Source organism: Flavobacteriales bacterium, assembly GCA_016704485.1.
GTDB lineage: Bacteria > Bacteroidota > Bacteroidia > Flavobacteriales_F > PHOS-HE28 > PHOS-HE28.
The window spans coordinates 1-19559 of sequence record JADJAA010000003.1 but is presented as its reverse complement, the minus strand read 5'-3'; the positions used below and the strand labels follow the sequence as shown (position 1 = coordinate 19559).

The 19559-nt window shown below is 49.5% G+C and carries 19 protein-coding genes and 1 pseudogene; 12 read left to right on the top strand and 8 right to left on the bottom strand.

Translation table 11 applies throughout. The annotated features are described in order from the left end of the window. The 3 genes from pseI (at nucleotide 1) to IPF95_17075 (ending at nucleotide 3117) form a co-directional block, all read left to right on the top strand. Complete coding sequence (gene pseI / locus IPF95_17085; GenBank protein ID MBK6476398.1) at nucleotides 1–1026, top strand: pseudaminic acid synthase; 1026 nt, start codon at nucleotides 1–3, stop codon at nucleotides 1024–1026. A gap of 344 nt (nucleotides 1027–1370) precedes the next feature. Continuing rightward, entirely contained in the window at nucleotides 1371–2150 is a 780-nt protein-coding gene (locus tag IPF95_17080) for a hypothetical protein (GenBank protein ID MBK6476397.1), read from the top strand. 43 nt (nucleotides 2151–2193) lie between these two features. Then, on the top strand, nucleotides 2194–3117 hold the full coding sequence (locus IPF95_17075) for a glycosyltransferase family 2 protein (GenBank protein ID MBK6476396.1): 924 nt from the start codon (nucleotides 2194–2196) through the stop codon (nucleotides 3115–3117). Nucleotides 3118–3134: 17 nt separating this feature from the next. Here IPF95_17075 and IPF95_17070 read toward each other — a convergent pair whose 3' ends face one another. The 4 genes from IPF95_17070 to IPF95_17055 form a co-directional block, all read right to left on the bottom strand. Beyond that, nucleotides 3135–3923, bottom strand: a complete 789-nt coding sequence (locus IPF95_17070) for a hypothetical protein (GenBank protein MBK6476395.1) — start codon at nucleotides 3921–3923, stop codon at nucleotides 3135–3137. A 178-nt stretch (nucleotides 3924–4101) separates the two neighbouring features. Continuing rightward, nucleotides 4102–4779: a hypothetical protein gene (locus IPF95_17065; GenBank protein MBK6476394.1), complete on the bottom strand. Its 678-nt coding sequence runs from the start codon at nucleotides 4777–4779 to the stop codon at nucleotides 4102–4104. After that, a complete protein-coding gene (locus IPF95_17060) occupies nucleotides 4776–5555 on the bottom strand; it encodes a hypothetical protein (GenBank protein ID MBK6476393.1) in 780 nt (259 codons plus the stop codon). The genes IPF95_17065 and IPF95_17060 overlap by 4 nt, the downstream gene beginning before the upstream one ends. Nucleotides 5556–5677: 122 nt before the next feature. Beyond that, nucleotides 5678–6343, bottom strand: coding sequence for a hypothetical protein (locus tag IPF95_17055; GenBank protein MBK6476392.1), 666 nt, complete (start codon nucleotides 6341–6343; stop codon nucleotides 5678–5680). A 221-nt stretch (nucleotides 6344–6564) separates the two neighbouring features. On the opposite strand from IPF95_17055, the gene IPF95_17050 reads away from it, so the two are divergent. The 9 genes and pseudogenes from IPF95_17050 (at nucleotide 6565) to IPF95_17010 (ending at nucleotide 17174) form a co-directional block, all read left to right on the top strand. Continuing rightward, nucleotides 6565–7359: a glycosyltransferase gene (locus IPF95_17050; protein MBK6476391.1), complete on the top strand. Its 795-nt coding sequence runs from the start codon at nucleotides 6565–6567 to the stop codon at nucleotides 7357–7359. 279 nt (nucleotides 7360–7638) lie between these two features. Beyond that, a pseudogene (locus IPF95_17045) lies at nucleotides 7639–8130 on the top strand (glycosyltransferase family 2 protein). A gap of 571 nt (nucleotides 8131–8701) precedes the next feature. Then, entirely contained in the window at nucleotides 8702–9709 is a 1008-nt protein-coding gene (locus IPF95_17040) for a glycosyltransferase (GenBank protein ID MBK6476390.1), read from the top strand. After that, complete coding sequence (locus IPF95_17035; protein MBK6476389.1) at nucleotides 9700–11490, top strand: glycosyltransferase; 1791 nt, start codon at nucleotides 9700–9702, stop codon at nucleotides 11488–11490. The genes IPF95_17040 and IPF95_17035 overlap by 10 nt, the downstream gene beginning before the upstream one ends. 115 nt (nucleotides 11491–11605) lie before the next feature. Next, nucleotides 11606–12655: a UDP-N-acetylglucosamine 2-epimerase (non-hydrolyzing) gene (gene wecB / locus IPF95_17030; GenBank protein MBK6476388.1), complete on the top strand. Its 1050-nt coding sequence runs from the start codon at nucleotides 11606–11608 to the stop codon at nucleotides 12653–12655. Continuing rightward, nucleotides 12652–13788: a hypothetical protein gene (locus IPF95_17025; protein ID MBK6476387.1), complete on the top strand. Its 1137-nt coding sequence runs from the start codon at nucleotides 12652–12654 to the stop codon at nucleotides 13786–13788. The genes wecB and IPF95_17025 overlap by 4 nt, the downstream gene beginning before the upstream one ends. Before the next feature lie 84 nt (nucleotides 13789–13872). Continuing rightward, nucleotides 13873–14808 carry a GDP-mannose 4,6-dehydratase gene (locus IPF95_17020; protein MBK6476386.1) on the top strand — a complete coding sequence of 312 codons (936 nt, stop codon included), beginning with the start codon at nucleotides 13873–13875 and terminating at the stop codon, nucleotides 14806–14808. A gap of 41 nt (nucleotides 14809–14849) precedes the next feature. Then, complete coding sequence (locus tag IPF95_17015; GenBank protein ID MBK6476385.1) at nucleotides 14850–15974, top strand: glycosyltransferase family 4 protein; 1125 nt, start codon at nucleotides 14850–14852, stop codon at nucleotides 15972–15974. A gap of 198 nt (nucleotides 15975–16172) precedes the next feature. Further along, a complete protein-coding gene (locus tag IPF95_17010; protein ID MBK6476384.1) occupies nucleotides 16173–17174 on the top strand; it encodes a glycosyltransferase in 1002 nt (333 codons plus the stop codon). A 1-nt stretch (nucleotide 17175) separates the two neighbouring features. On the opposite strand, the gene IPF95_17005 is transcribed toward IPF95_17010, so the two are convergent. From IPF95_17005 to IPF95_16990, 4 genes are all read right to left on the bottom strand, one after another. Next, on the bottom strand, nucleotides 17176–17658 hold the full coding sequence (locus IPF95_17005; GenBank protein MBK6476383.1) for a hypothetical protein: 483 nt from the start codon (nucleotides 17656–17658) through the stop codon (nucleotides 17176–17178). 123 nt (nucleotides 17659–17781) lie between these two features. After that, a complete protein-coding gene (locus tag IPF95_17000) occupies nucleotides 17782–18105 on the bottom strand; it encodes a glycosyltransferase family 2 protein (GenBank protein MBK6476382.1) in 324 nt (107 codons plus the stop codon). A 527-nt stretch (nucleotides 18106–18632) separates the two neighbouring features. Then, nucleotides 18633–18944, bottom strand: coding sequence for a hypothetical protein (locus IPF95_16995; GenBank protein ID MBK6476381.1), 312 nt, complete (start codon nucleotides 18942–18944; stop codon nucleotides 18633–18635). 3 nt (nucleotides 18945–18947) lie between these two features. Then, nucleotides 18948–19232, bottom strand: a complete 285-nt coding sequence (locus IPF95_16990) for a hypothetical protein (protein ID MBK6476380.1) — start codon at nucleotides 19230–19232, stop codon at nucleotides 18948–18950. Nucleotides 19233–19559 lie beyond the last annotated feature (327 nt).

Here is a 19559-nt window from a genome sequence, read left to right as displayed (position 1 = left end):
ATGGGAAAGCAGAAGAGGTGCTACATAATTGCCGAGATCTCCGCCAACCACAACGGTTCGTTGGATGCCGCATTGGAAATGGTGCGCATTGCAAAAGATGCGGGAGCCGATGCCGTAAAGATCCAGACCTACACAGCGGACACCTTAACATTGGATTGCGATAACGAGTATTTCCGCATAAAAGGTGGCACGCTTTGGGATGGTACCACCTTGTACAAGTTGTATCAACAAGCATTTACACCATGGGACTGGCATCCGGCGATATTTGCAGAGGCCAAGCGGCTGGGGATAGATTGTTTTTCCACACCCTTTGATGATACGGCTGTGGATTTTTTGGAGCAATTCGATCCACCATATTACAAGATCGCATCGTTCGAATTAACGCATCATCCGTTGTTGGCGAAAGTGGCCCGAACCGGTAGGCCCGTGATCATGAGCACCGGTATGGGAACATTACAGGACATAGAAGAGTCCGTTGAAGTGTTGCGCACCAATGGATGTAAAGACCTTACATTGCTCAAATGCACCAGTTCATATCCGGCACCAGCTTCAGAGGCTAATTTGGCTCGTATCCCGGATATGGCCACACGGTTCAAGACCCATGTGGGATTATCCGATCACACCATGGGTATAACAGTTCCCGTTGCAGCCGTGGTCTTGGGTGCAACCATGATAGAAAAGCACTTCTGCCGTTCACGGAAAGAACCAGGTCCGGATAGTGCCTTTTCATTGGAACCGGAAGAGTTCGCAGAAATGGTCCGCAACGTTCGTATTGCGGAACAGGCCATTGGCACTGTGAATTATGATCGCTCACCTGCAGAAGAAAAAAGCATCGTTTTCCGTAGATCCATTTTTGTTGCGGAGGATATGAAAGCGGGCGATTCCATCACTGAAAAGAACATTCGCGTGGTGCGACCAGGCCACGGATTACATCCAAAATTCTACCGTACACTTCTTGGTAAGAAGGTCAATATCAACCTGACTAAAGGCACTCCATTCACAGATGAAATGGTAGCCAAGAATTAGGGTCGCCAGAACAACGAAACCGCTATTGATCCGGCTGACCGTACGTTTGCCACGAAAATGACACCACTGTCCAAGCAAGTTGGAGCCGCAACGGAAGCGCACTTGTTCATAGTAAATTCCAGTGTTACGTTGCAGATCACACGATCGGTGATCGAACATTTGGGTCTACAAAAGACCAGGTAATTGTGTTGGCTGGTCGTCGGTTCCATGGCAGACTGGTATCGCAATTCGATCATGTTTGGGACTTGGATACCGGTGAAGTGCCCACCGTGCCCTTAGCCGCTCGTTTCTGGGTCCGCAAGGCTGCATTAACGAAATTTGATTCGTATGTGAAGCAAAGGACCATGGGCAGAACGTTCCGCGTTTATTTGCCTCACACGATCCTGCCACTTTATCAATTATTGGCAACGCACCCGTCCTGTGTAGGCTTCAGTTATATCGAAGAAGGCATAGTGGCTTACCGTCCCAATAGTGAAGTCAAGAACTGTATACCGGCCATGATACCCAATTTATCCGGGATACAGAAGTGGGTAATGCGCGGTCGTTGGGACATGGAATGGCCATTCGACAAAAGAGCTGAAGCGGCGTATGGTTTTTCGAGTTCCAGCTTTTCCACCATTGGTGTTCCCGTAGTTGTTCAGGAACCCAACTGGTCTGTTTCAAGCGATTTGGCGAAACGATATGATCATTCCGTTCTCTGCATTCTAGGTCCAGCACGTACATTGGTAAAGTCCAGTTGGAATCCGGAACAATACTATTGGATGATCATGCAATTGGCAGAGATATTGGTCCACACGGATAGGAAGATATTCGTTCGGTTCCACCCGGATCAAAAAGATGATGAACGCAGGCTGATATTGCGGTTGTTCAATGAGAAGATACCAGGGGCAGAGGTTGCAAGTGATGAGGATCAAGCTGAAGCGATATGTGCGTCGGCAGATGTTGTGATAGTGCAAGCTGGATCAAGCGTAGGATTGTATGCGGATCAGTTGGGTAAGCCGGTCTATGGATATTTGGATCTGATGCAGGAAATTGCTCCGAGAGCAGTTCAAAGCTGGGTTGACACGCGTAGCCAAATGAGCTATTCGTTCCGGGAAAGAGATATTCGCACCTTTGGGAATTGAATCAAGGGAGGCTTGCAGAAATACGAAACACGTTTGTAAAGTGATGTCACGGAACGCAGAAATCATCGTTATCGTTGTAACATACAATGGTTTACAGTGGATCGACCGTTGTCTTGGAAGTGTTGCTGATCCGAGAGGCGCCATCCACACGGTGGTCGTGGATAATGGCAGCACGGATGGAACAGTAGAGGCGATAAAGGCTAGGTTTCCTGATGTTGAATTGATCCTGCCGGAAAAGAATTTGGGTTTCGGTCATGCGAATAATCTGGGAATGAAGATCGCGTTGGACCGCAAAGCGGAATTCGTATTTCTATTGAACCAAGACGCTTGGTTACAGCCGGGAGCACTGGAAACCATGCTCGAAAGTGCAAGGAAGTATCCGGCCTATGGCATACTAAGTCCAATTCACTTGAATGGGGCAGGTACTGGGTTGGATTACGATTTTTCCAAGTACGTAGTACCAACCAAATGCCCCGGATTCTATTCAGACCTTGCAGTAGGCCAGATCAAAAGTGACCCTTATCCGTTGCCATTCGTGAATGCAGCTGTTTGGTTGGTCACTGCAAGATGCCTGAACGTAGTGGGAGGGTTTAACCCGTCATTTTTCCATTATGGTGAAGATGATAATTACATTCAGCGATGTGCTTATCACGGCTTTCTAATTGGTGTTTCTGCCAAGGCAATTGCTCACCATGATCGAGAGACAAGAAGCGTGAACAAATACTTCGATCCGGAAGTATTGGAATTGAGAAGGTCGGTCCTAAACTATTCTGACCCTCGAACTATGCTCGATCCTGTTGCAGAAAAACGCAACCTGGTGCGCAGGATAATTCAGAGGACGATATCACTTCAGCGAACTGAATTGAAGAAGGCCCTAAGTAAGCGCAAGGTATTGTTGGATACGCCAATTGATAAAGTGCTGGACAATAGAAAAAAGAGTCTACGGGTAGGTCCTACTTTTTTATGAGAATGATCTTTGGGTCTTCAAGAATCGTAAGTGGCTCGGTCCTGCATGATCCGAGTTGAACGACTCATTCGTAGAACTAAGATCACGATCACTTCACAAAAACTTTTAGGGAATTTACGATGGATTTCGATCCTGATGCTCCGCAATAGATCAGGTATTGTTCCGGGTCTCCCCAAATACCGCTCCTTCCTTTGTGACGAATGCGATCGGCAACAATAACACGCGGGTATTCTTTTAATCTTCAATAATTCACAGTGTGATCTGTTTTCTTCCAATGATTCATCGTATCGAATGTAAATATGTAGTGTATCTGATGGTTTAATGAGATCCATGAAGCGTTGGATATGATCCGATATTTGTTCGATATTGCCGATGGATGATAGGGCTCGGCTGGGGATATTGTGCATAAAAGCGCAAGGTTCTTTGCCGTAAAGGTCCATAAGGCGCAATGCCCTACGTTGCATCTTTTGTTGGTCAGCCAAGCTTTCAATAAGATCCTTTTCATGAAGAAACTCTGCCGAAGGATAAGCACGGGAAATTATGTTCCCTTTTTCGTTCCTGATCGGGTCAGCTACGAACATTTGGAACTTGTTTGCCAAGTTCTGGTGCACATAAGAAAGACAGTTCACTGGTTCAATATCCAGCCAATCGAAGGGTAGGCTTTGTATTCTAATATTGAGTTTTTCCAATACATAGGCCGGGTGACAGTCACAACCAACGGGGACAATAATTTTACCATAGCCGTATTTTGGTTCGATATGGAGATAACGAGAGTGGTTCGGTATGGGTACTATGCGAATCTTCATTCAAGATCATCAATAAATTTTTCTAATGCAAATGCTACAAGGTGTCGCACAGTACACACACCATGCATTCACGGTCTACCGTGTATAACAACACCGGTATGGCGCAGTAGATGTCGTAGAATTCCGAGTACTCGCTCCGTCGCATTGAATATAGCGGAACACCTTAAGATTCAACAATTCATTCGCTGTCATCCACCCATTCATAATCTGTACTGGGTGAAAGTATACCTAATTGAGCACCATTCGTACAAGCAGAAACGGACTCGGCCCAAGTACACAATCGTTTGTTTTCCGCTGCGCAGGTCAAGGAAGCCACGAAAAAATCTGTCGTAGTTCGTTGGAGCGTATCAACGCAAAATTGTGTACTAACCGGTACCATGCCACTTATGCAATCTTTAGAGCGATGCACCCTGCCATTCAGAACTTGGAAAGCGTTCCCATCGAATACTGCTGATATGATCATACCCGAGGGGATATCCTGGCCTAACACCGCAACGCCCTGTTTCCATTCTAAGGAGTATGGCCCGTCACTACCGACTTGAACAGTAATAGCGCCGTTCGCGATTGAGGGAGGAACGATCACGAGCTGTGTTCCCGGCTGCAGAGCAACATCCAACGAGTTAAGTGACACTTGCCAGTTATTGCCTTGGACATCGTCAACGAAACGTAATGTGCCGGATTGTTCTTCGCTCGCAATAAGCGCATCCCCAGGCGCAGTATAAGGAGTTAGACCCGTGACTTGTCTATCTGCGGTTGCTGAACCTGTCAAAAGAACGGGTTTATCTATTCGTAATTGCCCAAGGCACGGCGCATTGGACAAAACACAAAGCAGTGAGGCGATATATACTACTTTCATCTTGGGTGAAAACAACAGCGACTATTACTGGTCACGGTATCGAAAAGGCCAGTGTTGGACATACTGCCACAGGTAAATCTACCAGCCCTATCCGTGGTATGGGCATGGTTAGAGGTATCATCGATCCATTCCCAATCGGTGAACAAGCCTAGCAACTGGCTGCCAAGAACATTACAGCCGACGACGAACTCGCTCCAAGTACAAAGTTTGCCTCCAAGTGCAGCGCATCGGTCCCTGGCAGGGTGAAAAAGCATGGTCGGCACCGGTTGAACTTCCAAACACAATCTTTCCGTAGCTGCTAGGAACCCCTGCGGACAATTCGCGCCAGAAGCATTGGTTAAAGTGAATACACCATTAGCGAAAATGATCTCACAAACGGTTCCGGCCTCAATTTGACCCACTGCCGGTTTAGCCCCATCAGGTCTTTTCAAAGGGATGGCAGGAAGATTGGAAACGCACTTGATATAAATATCACCGTGTGCATTCGCGTTGGCGAGGAATCGCAATAGAAGACCATTATTCAACTCAGTTACCGCCGGCTCAGGAGCGAGTTCAATCGTATCGGTGATTGTGATCACGTTGCACCAAGTAAAACCGCCATGAACGACAGATGCTCTTACGTTGACCGCCGAGGTTGCTGAAGCAGGTTCCTCTAATCCGTCGATCGCACGCTCGTTGGTACTTCCCGAGGTTCGTATGGGAACATCCATAGCGACCTGCCCGCAGAGAAGTTGACCGGACAACAGGGTAAGCAACAGGGCACAATTACACCTCATCGGGTCATACAGCATCTGAAACGTGTTAGTGTATTAGGCGTAACAGAGAATCCGCGTTCACACCCGAACCCCAGCTCGGCATTCATGCCATTAAAACCATAACCAACCTGTTTGCCATTGTTTCAAGCTGTTCGCGGCATCATCCACCCATTCGTAATCGAGAACAGAAGGAAAAAGGATGGCTCCGATCGACATGCGTATACCCATTCACTATTCTTGCAGAGCCTCGCACCAATATCATTGCAGGCTATTGCTGCATTAGAGAATGTGAGTGGGCTTCTGCTGGAGTCTTCAATACAATACTCCCGTCCTCCGACATGAAACCCGGCTTTACATGGAATCGATACTGTGCCAAGTATGATGAAATTTTGACCATCATAGATCATTTGTGTAGGCACTGATGGCCAAAGGTCTGCACTATCCAGTGACATCACACCGGCTTTATGAATAGGTCGCGACCCTAAGCTGTTCAGGTTCAATTGCGCATTGGACCAATTGGCACTAAGCGGTACGACTTGTACAACAAGCCCGGCAGCATAACTCGATATTGGCGGATTCAGATCACCAGAAAGTATGGAAGTTCCGCTCACCTGTGTAAATGTGGTCGAGTTGGAACGTACTGCTTCGGCACTCATTGCGGCATCGGGAGTAGCCGGAAACGCCAGTCCGGAGATCTGTCGATCTCCGGACTGTAAGCCATTAAGTTCGATACGCACCGGAACGTCCAATTGTCCGGAACAGGTGAGCACGATCAAGATCAACAATGAGAATAACGAAATTCGGGGCATGAACTGTTACTGGAATGAGGTTCTATGGAATCGAACGTCCAGCACAAAAATAGAACATACATAGTTTACTTTGCAGTCCATAATGAGGACAAGGTAGCCCGTCTCATTTCAAGGTTCCCTACTTTTAACGCCTTGATCGAGTGATCGTATGTTATGAATATGACCGATCGAATCAGTTCGAATTTCTGTGGATTCCTTGATGGCCCGAAAGCTCTTTCCGTATGAATGTTTCCGTGATCATTCCCGTCTTCAATGCTGTACGCTTTTTGGAAGCAGCGGTCAAATCGGCATTGGCAGTGCAAGAGGTTGCTGAAGTGGTACTGGTCGATGACGGCTCCTCCGACGGGTCTCAGATCCTATGTGATGACTTGGCTAAGAATGACGCGCGGATCTCATGTTATCGTCACTTGAATGGGTTGAATAAAGGTGTTTCGGCATCAAGGAACCTGGGAATTGAGCTAGCAAAGCATGAATACATAGCTTTTCTGGATGCGGATGACCTTTTCGTGCCGGATCGTTTTGCAATGGATCGGAAGTTATTCCAAGAACATCCGGATGCGGACGGTGTGTATGGCGCTATAGGTGTACATTATTACGATGATCAAGGCCGAGAAATGTTCGGTAAGGTCTTTTCCAGTGAATTGACCACTGTGCGGGTTGCGGTACCGCCGGAACGACTCTTTGAAGTATTCATGGGGGTAGGGGCGCCGATCCACGATTTTGGTAATTTTTCTTTGGATGGCTTTACAGTAAAGAAAAGCGCATTGGATAAAATGCCACTGTTGTTGCGGGAAGGAATGGCTATGCATGAGGATTCCGAATTCATCGTTCGCATGTCCTACTATCTGAGATTGTACGCTGGAAGTATTGATCGGGCCGTTGCATTACGTGGTGTACATGGAGATAACCGCATTACGGCCAATGCAAGGTCTGCTCGAAGGCGTTGGCAGTATAACAAGTTCCTCTTGAAATGGGCGGAGAGAGAAGGTGCCGATCAACGCGGATCAAGAGTTTAAAAGCCTGCCGATCTTTGGCGCAGTAAAAAGTGCATCAACGAAAGCGGAGAAACGAAGTGCGACAAAACAACTCCTAACAAGTCCTGCACAATGGAAAAAGGTTGATACCATCCACGCTTGGTTCGACCTTATGTTCGGGGCCGGTTCCAGGATCTCATATTTGTTAAAGCGCATATCGTATTTGCTTTATGCCATACTTTGGAAACTTAAGGGTATTTCCCTCCTATTCCTACACCTACGCGTATAGCTTGAATGCCCATAATATTTGTCGGTTGAAGCATTAGACCACATCCTTCCACCATACAGGTAAGAGTCACCGTACTTATTACCCTCTACAACAAAAGCGATTACGTTGAAGAGGCCGTTGAGAGCATCCTACAAGGAACCTACTATGATCTTGAAGTACTGGTAATAGATGATGCTAGTATCGATGACGGGCCAGCAAAGGTTAAAGCAATGACAGACCCGCGGATCCGCTTGATCTCGGCTGCGAAGAATGGTGGGCGAGCCGCCGCTGCCAACCGAGGATATGAAGCGGCGAGAGGCGAATACATTGCGGTCCTGGATGCGGACGACACGGCACACCCTGAGCGGTTAATGAAGCAGGTCGCCTTCATGGATGCGCATCCGGAAGTTGGTGTCTCCGGTACTGCGGTATATTATTTCGGGGACCGTCAGGAATCAGGATATTGGCCCTCTACCGATGAGGAATGCCGTGCTAAGTTGTTGTTCACGGATCCAGTCCTTTATGGATCTTGCATAATTCGACGGTCGGTCATCATGGACAACCATCTGCGAAGCAACGAGGCTTGGCACCTTCCCGGCGAAGATTATGTTTTTATGGTAGGGCTGAGTAAGTACACGCAGTTCGCGAACTTACCGGAGCCGTTGTTGAACTACCGCATTGGGGAGCAGAACCAACGCCATGGAAGAGACCCGGTACACGACAAAGAGCAGGTTTGTCGCTATGTTTTCGGATCATATGGTATTTCAGCTACGGATGAGGAATTCGTCTTACAGCTCATGTTCCACAAACTCAAGAAAGGAACATTCAACAGTGAGCGGGTCAGATCCCTGTGGAATTGGAGATCCAAATTGATCGCCATGAACCGGTCACGCGAGCTATTTCCGGTTGATCTGTTCGAAAAGCATGTTGAATACTCTTGGGACACGGCGTATTACCCTCTTGGCGGACGATGGAATTGGTCCTGCCTTGACCCACATGCGGCTATCCGGAAGATGGCCGATGGATCGACTCGTGTACTTAATGAAGGTCACGCTCAGACGCTGGATGCGGAGAGGTTGAGAAAGGATCGGACTCGAGTAACTTGCACACCCACGAATGAGCTTACCGGTCATCTCCATCATAACCCCAAGTTTTCAGCAAGCCGCCTACTTGCCGGAATGCATTGCTTCGGTAAGTTCCCAAAGCCGTGCCATCACGGAACACATTGTCGTGGACGGTGGAAGTACGGATGGCAGCGAACGCATCATACGTGAACGTGCCGATCAGCTTCATTGGTGGTGTAGTGAAAAGGACCGGGGCCAGAGCCATGCGATCAACAAGGGGTTGGAACATGCAACCGGTTCCATATTCGGCTGGATCAACAGTGATGATGCGTTATTGCCAGATGCGCTGCATACCGTATCGGAAGCTTTTGCGCAGGATCCCGAGCTACTGATCTTCGAAGGAATTCGCATGGTCCGTCAAAAAGATGGTTCCGAAGAGCCTTCACCTTTAGATGATCCGTCGGATACCGAAGCGCTTTATTACTCTCCGAAGATCGCTCAGCAATCCACCTTTTACGCGTTGGATAAAGTGAACGGGATCGGTGGTGTGGACGAGGCACTCAACTATGTGATGGACTACGAACTATGGCTGCAATTCCTATTTCGATACGGAACGGATCAGTTGCGCATAGAACCGGTACGGCTTGCATTATTCAGAATGCATGAAGACAGTAAAACGGACACGGTGCCCGACGCATTCGTGGACGAAATGGCCGGTGTGCTGCACGGGTTATGTTGTGCAGTGGAGCTTCAGGATCTGGCGCAGCTACTCTCTGTCGGGCATGAACTGCCCAATGGCTTGCGGGGCATACCGGTAAGCATGGCAGAGCAGGGTCGTGTCTCGCGGATGGTCGTAGAGTTTCTTTTGAAATGGAACAGGGTAATTCACTCTGAACGAAGGTTCAACGCAATGCGGATGTTCCTTTCAACACGCCATGCTGATGCGCATTTGCTCAGCACAGAACAGCAAGAACGTCAAACGGTCATTGCCGATCAAGTAGTTGGTGGAAGTTGGCTAACGTTCCGTGCAAAGCGTAAATGGGATCACCTATGGCGATAAGAGCCAGCGTGGTAGTTCCGGTGTACAATAAGGCACCCTACCTAACGGAATGTTTCGAGAGCATTTTCGCGCAATCGTTCACCGAATTCGAGGTGATCGCAGTGGACGATGCCAGTACGGATAATAGCTTGGAAGTATTAAGGTCTTTCAATGATCCACGTGTACGGATCTTGTCCAACCCGGTCAACAGCGGACCTGGAGTGACGGCTCAGAACGCGATGGATCAGGCAAAAGGCGAATACATCATTCGTGTAGATGCGGATGATGTGTTGTTGTCCCATCGCTTCAAGGAACAGATCGCTTTCATGGATGCACATCCGGAGATCGGCATCAGTGGTACCAATATCAGCATACTCGGCCTGGATGAAGTGATCAAAAGGCCGACCGCTCCGAACGACTGCAAAGTGCAATTGCTATTCGGTGTCGCGGTAATGCAACCAACAAGCATCTATCGCAGGTCGGTCCTGGTGGAACATGATCTGCGCTACCAATCGGAGTGGCCGCGGTACGGCGAGGATTGGATGTTCCAAGCACGTGCAGGACGCCAAGTCCTGTTCGCTAATTCAGATGATGTCACTGTCCGGTATAGACGCGGAGAACAAGGTATTTCGTTCGGAAGAGATCGCTCGGATGAGCTTCCGGAGTGCATCAATTTTGCATTTTCTGAATTTGGCTGGCCACTACCATCCGACGCAGAAATGAACGTGCACTTATGGTCACTCAACATATTCCCTGAACCACCGACCGGCCATTCCGTAAAGTTGTTTCGGGAATGGTTGAACAAAATGGAACGTATCAATTCCGTGACCGGAACCTTCGATCCAGTTGCGTTAGTGAGCAGGTATGGCGATCGAGAGGGTCGGTCGCGGCGTTATGTGCTTAGTCTATCACGGCAATTAGTGCGAAAGGCTGAAGTATTCCGCACGCTCTTGGGCAAGAACTATGATCCTGAAAAAGTAGCGGTCCTATCTGTTTGGTTGGAAGACTGGGTAACCGTCCTCGGGTTGGTCAAAGAGCGCGAGCCGAGGTTCCGTTTTTCGGCAATGGGCCACGGTTGGGACCTCTTTGAACATCGACGGGCCAGTGGAAACATTCCTTTCAGAACCTACCAATTAGAGGCTGCTGATCAACTTCTTTTGGTCTCTGGCCCTGGGGTCGATCACATAAAAGAAAAATACCCGCAGCACGCGCACAAAGCCGTATTGGCCCGCTTGGGCACGCCGGATCATGGCATGGCAACATGGGCACCCGCAGCGACATTACGCATTGCAAGTTGTTCCTACTTGCGTAAACCAAAACGTGTCGACCTGCTGGTAGAAGCACTGGCACAATTGGATCGGCCTGTGGAATGGACCCATTTTGGAGATGGCCCTGATCGGGAGGCCATCCAGAAAGCTGTTGATCGGTTGCCTCGGAACATCCGAACGGTCATGCGGGGAAACACATCCAACGCCGACGTGTTGGAGTGGTACGCCACACATCCAGTGGATGTTTTCATTCATCTTAGCGACAGTGAAGGGTTGCCTATTGCCTTGATGGAAGCTGCCAGTTTCGGCATACCCTTATTGGCAAATGATGTAGGGGGTGTTAGCGAGATCGTAACTAGTTCAACGGGTCGGTTATTGAGCAGCCAGCCGAACGTATCCGAAGTTGTAGATGCTCTGCAGCCAATGAACACGGAGCATCTCTTCTCGCAACAGTTCCGGCAGGGTGTGCGTGCCGCATGGCAGGAGGGCTTCAATTGTGCAACTAACTACCGGCGGATCGGTGAACTGCTATGATCCGGATCTGGTTGGGGCTTACATTCGCAGCAAGCAGAGAAGGACCTATTGGCCCCGAAAGTGAACAAGGACAATTAAGAAACTAGTGGTCATCATAGGTGCTCGACCCAACTTCATGAAAGTGGCCCGCTTTAAAAAGGTGGCTGCGGAACATGGCGGATGGCAGGTAGTGCTTGTGCATACTGGTCAGCATTTGGATGATCGTATGAGTACCATTTTTTTCCAGCAATTGGGTATGATCCCGGATCATTCGTTGGGCATACGTGCGGATACCGCGAACGCTCGGGTTGCAAGTATGATGCTGGCGTTAGAGCCTGTTTTACTGCAGGAAAAGCCTGACCTGATGATGGTGGTCGGAGATGTGGACAGCACTTTGGCAGCGGCGCTTACGGCAAATAAGGTCGGAGTTCCCTTAGCCCATTTGGAGAGTGGCCTTCGCAGTCGCGATCGCGCAATGCCGGAAGAATTCAACCGGATCGTTACCGATCGTTTAGCCGATCAATTGTTCGTAACGGAGGAGAGTGGGCGCACCAATCTGGTTGCGGAAGGAACCGATCCCGAACGGATCCATTTAGTGGGTAACACCATGATCGACAGTTTGGTGGAGTTCGATCCTTTGATCCAGGAGAATGATATTCTGGAGCAGATCGGGCTTAAAAGCGGTAGCTATGCGTTAATGACAATGCACCGGCCCGCGACGGTCGATGATGCGAAGGAGCTTGCGAAAATGATCGAGTTGATCAAGGTGGCCGCTCACGATCGAACCGTTGTATTTTCGGTACATCCAAGGACCCGCACGAACATGGAACGGTTCGGTATCTACGGTGAACTGGAGCAGATACCCGGTCTGCAGCTACAAGGTCCAATGGATTATTTCGCTTTTCAGAAACTTGTTGCGCATAGTCAAGTGGTGATCACCGACAGTGGCGGTATCCAGGAAGAAACCACCTTCCGCCGTATTCCTTGCCTGACCTTGCGCGCGAACACGGAGCGACCAATAACCGTTACCGAAGGCACCAATGAGCTACTTCCTTTCACTGCCGAAGCGTTGACCGATGCCTTGGAGCGGATCAACACTGGACAGTACAAAAAAGGCACGATCCCTGAACTTTGGGACGGCCATGCCACGGAACGTGTTCTCGACGTATTGGATCGTGTGCTTTGATACTCTACTTGACCTATAACGACCGACCATCCGGCGTCTACTGGAGCCAAGTGACCGATGTGGTCACTCACCTCAATACGCTTGGGATGGAGCCAGTGCGTTTAGTGGCATTGGTCTCGATCCGGAAGTTCTGGAGTACCAGGAAGGCAATACGCCTTCGCGTGCCGGATGCCATCGTTCTACCAATGGTACCACGTGCCCGTTATTGGCGCATGAATCTAGGCTGGGTGTCCATGGTCTGTCGGCGCTTCAAACCCACGGGTATCATTGGCCGCGGCATTTTTGCAACGCACTTGGCGCTTGAAATGCGTGAACGTAAAATGATCACGAAGGTGTGCTTGGATGGTCGAGGAGCGTATGCTGCGGAGTGGGAAGAATACCGTGTCGTCGATGATGAAAAGTTGATCGAACAATGCCGACCGTTGGAAGCCGACGCCTTGCATCGTAGCGACATACGTATCGCTGTTAGTCGTGCACTTGTTAAACACTGGGAAGCGCGCTATGGCTTCGCTGATAGTTCGTACGTCGTAATTCCATGTACGTTGGGTACGGATAATATTGATCCAGTGTATCCTGATCAAGAGGAGGTGCGCATTGAACTTGGTTGGTCAACGAGTGATACGATCATGGTCTATGCCGGTAGCACGGTCGGTTGGCAGTCATTGGAATTGGTGGAAAAGCAACTGGTTCCACTGTTGTCCGCAGACCCGACCTTAAAGCTCTTGTTCCTCTGCGAAGAGTCACCAGAGACCCTGTCGCTCATGAAGAAATTTCCGCAGCAGGTAGAACGGAGGTGGTTACGTCATGAACAGGTACGGCGATCGCTTATGGCGTGCGATATCGGAATATTATTGAGAGAGGATAGCTTAACGAACAGAGTTGCATCACCAACCAAATTTGCGGAATACATCAGCGCTGGTCTGCCCGTACTTATCTCTCCTTACTTAGGTGATCTTAGCGATCTGGTCATGGAACATCATCTCGGCCTTGTGGTAGCTGTGGATGGGAGCGTACCACATATCAACTGTCCTGATCAAAAGGAACGAGAACGATTGATCCGCGTTGCACGTGAACAATTCACGAAACAAGGCCATCATGCATCCTACATAAGGGTTCTCGAGGCATTGCAGTAGTACACAGCCTAATACTGCCAAGCTCTACTTTGGTTTGTCCTTGATAACACTCCTATTATGAGCCATAGTCCTACCTTCGCGGCAATGCAAGAAAAAAGGAACATACTTATTACGGGTGGTGCCGGTTTCATCGGGTCTGAACTGGGCCGTTTGTTGAGTGCCGATGGTCACACGGTGCATGTGTTGGACGATCTGTCATTTGGCCGCAGGGCATTGGCTGGCGTACCGGATGAGCGCTTCCACAAAGTTGACATCCGTGATCGCAAGGAGGTCTTGGATGTGATCCAACGTATTCGACCTGATTGGGTCCTGCATTTGGCCGCGATCCACTTCATCCCTTTCTGCAACCAACATCCAGTGGAGGCTGCGGATATCAATATCAACGGGACCATCCATGTGCTCGACGCTTGTGCCGCAACTCCTTCCGTAGCCCAAGTGTTCTTTGCGAGCACGGCAGCGGTCTATCCCATCGCGGATGGCGCTGTTGATGAGGAACACATCACCGGACCAATGGACATTTATGGGACTACCAAACTTGCGGGAGAACGCTTGGTCGGAGAATTCCATTATCGCACAGGTATTCCCGCTATTATAGGCAGATTTTTCAACGCATTCGGACCGAACGAGACCAACGCGCATTTGATCCCGGAGATCCAGAAACAGGTCCTGGCGGGTGCACGTACATTGAAGTTGGGCAACTTGGATCCTAAGCGCGATTTTGTGCACACCTCGGATATGGGCCGCGCAATGCGTGCATTGTTGACCAAAGGCCTAAAGGGAAACCCGAAATTCAATATTGGACGAGGCATCGAATACAGCGTACGCGAAGTAGTTGAAGCGTTCGAACGGCAACTCGGTGAAACCCTCACGATCGAAGTGGACCCAACAAGAGTTCGCAAAGTTGAACGGATGCACCTCTTGGCGAACGTATCCAAACTGAAGAAGGAGACGGGTTGGGAACCACAACAGGATCTCGACCAAGGTATTGCAACGTTGTTGAAGGAAGTTCCTGTCGGATAGGAGCCAGTTCAGGAAGCTCACCTGTTACTGCATTCTGTAAATTGTCCAGTAAGATAAAAATAACGCTCTGCACGGATGGTGTCTTTCCGCATGCCATGGGCGGTATGCAGCGCCACTCAAGTCTGCTCGCTGTGCATTTGGCGCAACGTGAAGATGTGGAATTGACCGTGCTTCACCCCCATACGGTCCCATTGTTCGATGCGAAATTGGGTATCAAGGAAGTGCACCTTCCACAGATAGATCCGAAGAAATTCTACTTGCGCGAATTGTGGCGCTACAGTGCTTCAGTTGCACAAGAACTGGATAGGGTAGGAGGAGATGTGATCATGTCCCAAGGATTTTGTGTTTGGAAGGATGTCGATCGTTTCAAGGATCGCTTGATCGTACATCCACATGGTCTCGAAATGTTCCAAGGATTGACCATTAAGGATAAATTGATCGGACTTCCATTTCGCATGTTGCTGCGCTATTTGGTTGCTAGAAGTCGCGTTACGATCTCCTTAGGTGGTAAGCTAACGGGTATACTGAAGAACTTGGCAATAGGCACTAAAGGAAAGATCGCTGTGCTGCCCAACGCCGTGGAAGTTCCAGCAGTGCAAGTGGTACAGGAACGGAATGAAATTCTTCGTGTATTGTTCGTTGGTCGGTTCGCCTTCAACAAAGGCATTGATGTGCTGATGTCAGTTGCCGAACGGCTCGTTGCCGAAGGATATGGTGGCCGACTGCGGTTTGAGCTAGCTGGCAGCGGACCTTTGCTGGAGCATTTCAAGAGCAAAGGTCTTCCATCCAATGTTCAGCTTCTAGGGCGCGTGGAAGACGATGAACTTTTCGCATTATACACGCAGTGTGATGCATTCCTTTTACCAACGCGTTTCGAAGGAATGCCCACAGTAGTATTGGAGGCCATGGCGCGGAGCATGCCCATCATCGTGAGCGATGTTGGAGCAACCGCTGAATTGGTCGGTAAGGATAATGGCTGGCTTCTTCCACCCGGTGATCCGGATGCACTCTATCGTGCACTGATCGAGTTCATGGAAATGTCGCAGACGGAGCAAGCGGTTCTTGGTGCTCGATCATTGGCGAGGGTAGAAGCCGATTTCACTTGGCCGAAGGTCACCGAACGGACAGTGGAGTTGTTCAGGAATGTTGTTTCAACAAAAAGTTGAGTGAGGTCGATACGGCACTTCCTATTTACCTTTCGCAGGACACATGGCACCCCATTTCTCTTTCCTTATCAGTGATGACGGATATCCATCCGGGCTTGTCAGTGAAGATGCATTGGAGTCGGGAAATTCGAGAAACTCCGCTAGGTCTTGGGTAAAGGATGGACCGGCCTCGGCCGAGGTTCTATTGAATTGCTGCGTATGAAAGATCCTGTTTCCTTCGCTCGCAGCGAGGCGCCGTTGGTCTCAGTAATAATTCCGAGTTATAACAAGCGGAATTATATCGTGGATACCATTGCCTCCGTGCAAGCACAGACCTATGGTAATTGGGAACTGCTGGTGGTGGATGATGTTTCCACGGATGGTTCTGTAGATCTGTTGCGCGAAATTGCCGAACATGACCCTCGGATCACGGTGGATGTATTGGACAAGAATTCCGGAGCGAATCGGTGTCGTAATTACGGCCTCGCAAAAGCAAAAGGGCACTATGTTATTTTCCTGGATGCCGACGACCAATTGGCACCGCATTGTTTGGGCACACGTGTGAGTGCAATGAAACGCACGAAGGATCCGGATATGGGCGTGTTCACCTTGCGCGTATTCAGGCATCGACTGGGAGATGATACACGACGTTGGATCCCCAAACACAGAAAGCCGTTGCGGGATTTTTTCCGTCACGATCTTCCGTGGCAGACCATGCAGCCTATTTGGAAGAAGGAGTTCATTAAGCAGTTAGGTGGATTCGACGAAGGTTTTGCACGCCATCAGGATGTGGAACTGCACACGCGAGCACTCATGTTGCCTTCCGTAAGAGTGGAACAATTCCCCGGACCAATTGATTGTTACTATCGCGTAGGCGAAGAACGTAGGACGGATGGAATTGCAAGAAGGTCTGAGAAACTCGTGGATGCAACGCTGCATTATTATGAGCGGTTCATGCCGGATGCCGATCGCTTGGGCATGCGCAGTGCACTGATAGGTACGTTACATAGGATCCAACTTCAGCTGCTCTACCACGGTCGTGAAGAACATATTTCCAGAGCTGAACTGGTACAACTGGAGAAGCGGCTTTTCCCACAGGAGATCTGGCGTTCAATTCCGATCTGGAAGCGGTTCCTCTTTCGTGTCTCCCGCATTTTCAATATGGCGCCTTTCCGGATCCCAGGAGTTAACAGGACAATTGGCGCATTATTGGTAAGGTGATCTAGGAAGGTGTAATCATCTTTCTGATCCACTGTGCACCACGGAAACCTAGTATCCGATGTAGGGCTATGTAGGATCGGCCTGAAGCTGGAGAAACCGAAGGCTTAAAATCAGCGGGAAGGAGTGAGGTGTGGTAGCGCATCGCTGATGCAGGATCATGTGCATAGAGAATGCGGATACTATCAAAGATCACTTGCCAGTAAGGTTGAAGGTCCCGACCATCGTTCAGTGTGCGGATATGATCCACCATTCTGCCGCGCAGTTCTACGAAACGCGACCAATTCTTCGCCAGGTTCGTATGCGAAATACTATCATTCCGTTTATGAATAAGCGTATTCAATGCATCATCATAGGCCATGGTAGCACCACCTTTCATGATCCTGAAGAGCAGGTCGTATTCTTGACTGCTACCCAAACTCGGGTCCCAACCGCCAGCTCTGACCACGGCATCTTTTTTCCACAAGAGGGCAGAGGTGATCCCCATATTATGTTGGGTCACATCCATCCATTTATCACGTGGTCCTAGGACTTGAACTTCGTCCCTAACGAATGTGCCTTCGGCGAAATGACCTTGTAACTTCCAACGATCAGGTCAGGCAGTTCGTGTTCATTTGCAAGCTTCACTTGGCGAGCTATTTTTTTCAGGAAGCAATTCATCATCCGCATCCAGAAATTGAACGTACGTGCCGTTCGCATTTTCAAGGCCAACGTTCCGTGCTTGAGCGGCTCCACTATTCGCTTGTTCGATCAGTTTTAATTCTATGCCAACGGGTACAGTTGTTCTACGGATCACGTCCACCGTACTATCGGTGCTCCCGTCGTCAACTAGAACTAATTGAAGTGGAGCATAGGTCTGGCTGAAAACGCTTTCCAAACAGCGCGTAATGTGTGCGGCTGCGTTATAGCATGGGATGATGATCGAAACGGTCATGAAGTGGAACACGATAGTAAGCGATCTTGCATTGAAGGAAGTCGCATGAGCTCACCGCGAAAAACAACAACGGAATTTTGCCGGCACTGCCACTGGGCCATTGCCACGTCCCACACAAGATTGATACCCGGCCCAGCGCGCATGGCGATCTTCGTTAGAGGAATCATTGGTCCATTCCCACGTCGTGGTCATACTGGAAATATTAAGTTCATCCTTCACGGTGCACATGCAGCGTACCACTCAGCCCAAGAACACAACCGCATGCCGACCGAGTCGCAAGCCTGTATGGCATTAAAGAATGTCTGAGAACTTCCGGGGAAAAGCTCAGTTGCTATACAGAATTGATCGGATACAGCCACACTACCGATCGGACAACTGCGCCGTTCGTTCACCGCACCGTTCATCACTTGGAATACATGCCATCGAACACCACGGAAAGGAAAGTGGATACTTGGAAGTCTTCACCATCTACCGCACGGTTGGGGCCAAAGCGCAGTGGAAATGGACCATGTCCATTCACCAAAAGTTCAACGGCTCCAGGAATGGATAGTAGGTGTACGGATTATTAATTGCATCCCGACGGTAGGTGGTCCTGTCGTCCCGTTTACCGTAACGTTCCAGTCGTTAGCAGAAGATAGCGCAAGCCTATGACTTCCATCTTGCTCAATTCCTGCTTGTAATGCTGCATTTTCTTCAGTTGATGCATCCAAGCCTGTGACTTGTCTATCGGCACTGCTTGTACCTTGTAATATGATCTCCGCATCTACTTTGACCTGAGCGTTCGATACCCACGGTGTACAAAATGCGATTGATAGAATGATGGTGCCGATGGTTCGCATTACTCACTGGCGGATCTGATAACAACAACGTGTCGCTCCTGGAACAATGTCCAACGTAGGTACTGAGCGCTGGCCCATGCACGAAGTCCCACCAGCCTGCCCCAGTGTATGCGTATGGTTCGCGGTATCATCCACCCATTCCCAATTCAATAGCACATCACCGAGGGTTGGGTTCGTGTGCGTGCACGCCAAATAGAACTCTTGCCATGTACAGAGTCTGCCTCCTCTGGATGCACAATGGTCGATGGCTTCATAATAAAGCGTGGTATTCAGAACCGTGCTATCCACGCAAACTTGAGTGTTGAGTTGAACGGTTCTCGCTGATAACCGCGGCGGCAGGTGCCGTAAGGGTGAACACGCCATCGCTCAATACCATTTCGCAAGATCGCTCCAGCTTCGATCGACCGGCCCACCGGATCGATGCCATCACCACGCAGTAGCGGATATGGGTTCAATTCATCGATCGCACAAAGACCGGGCCTGAGATTTCCTGTGGTGAAATAAATCGGAGCATGGTGCCACTGGCCAGTGGGCCGGATTTAGGATCCATGGATAGTTCGAAGGTATCCACATTCAATACTGCTATGCACCAATGCGCCATTCCGGACACGGCAT